The organism is Dietzia sp. IBK-p2-16D (assembly GCF_057773085.1).
In genome coordinates this window covers 1-1441 of the sequence record NZ_JBYMTL010000017.1, presented here as the reverse complement: position 1 = coordinate 1441, position 1441 = coordinate 1, and the positions used below count along the sequence as shown (strand labels likewise).

The window sequence follows — 1441 nt, the reverse complement described above, 5'->3', positions numbered from 1 at the left end:
GGGTAAGTCCCGTGGAGTGGTGGGGTTTCGGGGCCGGGGTTCTGGCTGACGAAGGTGTGGCGGTCCGCTGAAGAGGGCGGGCCATCGCGTAGTGGTCAATGAGTTACCGCCAAGTAGCTCACAGCAAAGGACACACCACGCGATGACCCAGTCCCATTCTGGCGTACACGCCCAGCTCGACGCACTGCTGGCCGCCGATCCGCAGGCCATGTTCGCCGAGCTGGTGCGGGCCGGCCTGCAGGCGCTGATCGAGGCCGAAGCCGCTGCGAAGATCGGCGCCGACCGCTACGAACGCACTGAAGGCCGCACGACCCACCGCAATGGCCACCGCCCAAAGACGATCTCGACCCCGGTCGGAGACATCGAGGCACAGATCCCCAAGCTGCGGGCAGGATCGTTCTTCCCAGCCTTGCTCGAGCGCCGCCGGCGGATCGATCGAGCCCTGTACGCGGTGATCATGCAGGCCTACGTGCACGGCGTGTCCACGCGGGCCGTGGACGACCTGGTCCGTGCCCTCGGGGTCGACACCGGCATCTCCAAGTCCGAAGTCTCCCGCATCTGCGCCGACCTGGACGCCGAGGTCGAGCAGTTCCGCACCAGGACGCTGACCCACACCGAGTTCCCCTACGTGTTCGCCGACGCCACCTTCTGCAAGGTCCGCATCGGTGCGCACGTGGTCTCCCACGCCCTGGTCGTGGCCACCGGGGTCTCTATCGACGGCACCCGCGAAGTGCTCGGCACCGCCGTGGGTGACAGTGAGTCGTTCGAGTTCTGGTCGGACTTCCTACGCTCGCTCAAGGCACGTGGCCTGACCGGGGTGCACCTGGTCATCTCCGATGCTCACGCCGGCCTCAAAGCGGCGGTGGCGCAGCAGTTCGTCGGAGCCTCGTGGCAGCGGTGCCGGGTCCATTTCATGCGCAACCTGCACGGGGCCGTGGCCTCCAAGCACGCTCCCGCGGTGACCGCGGCGGTCAAGACGATCTTCGCCCACACCGACCCGGACGAAGTGGCCGAGCAGTGGGACCAGGTCACCGCCACCTTTGCCGAGTCGTTCCCCAAGGTCACCGCCATGATGCGCGAGGCCAAGACCGACGTTCTGGCGTTCACCGCGTTCCCCCGCGGACACTGGCAGAAGATCTGGTCCAACAACCCGATCGAGCGCCTGAACAAGGAGATCAAGCGCCGCGCCGACGTCGTGGAGATCTTCCCCAACCCGGCCGCGTTCCTGCGCTTGGCGACCTCGGTGGTGATCGATCAGCACGACGAATGGCAGGTCTCCCGCCGCTACCTCTCAGAGACCTCGATGGCACAACTCCGCCGAGTCATCGCCGCCAAGCAGCACGCCCTCGACGCCGGCGGCGACTACGATCAGCAACGACTCGTTGATCACTGCGCCTGACTAGACGCCGATCCGAATCCCACCACCCCACGGGGCACTATC

1 protein-coding gene is annotated in these 1441 nt (G+C 66.6%); it reads left to right on the top strand.

Annotation, left to right across the window (positions count from 1 at the left end):
• Positions 1-142 precede the first annotated feature (142 nt).
• A complete protein-coding gene (locus AC3DE3_RS17115; protein WP_488370821.1) occupies positions 143-1399 on the top strand; it encodes an IS256 family transposase in 1257 nt (418 codons plus the stop codon).
• Positions 1400-1441: the final 42 nt, after the last annotated feature.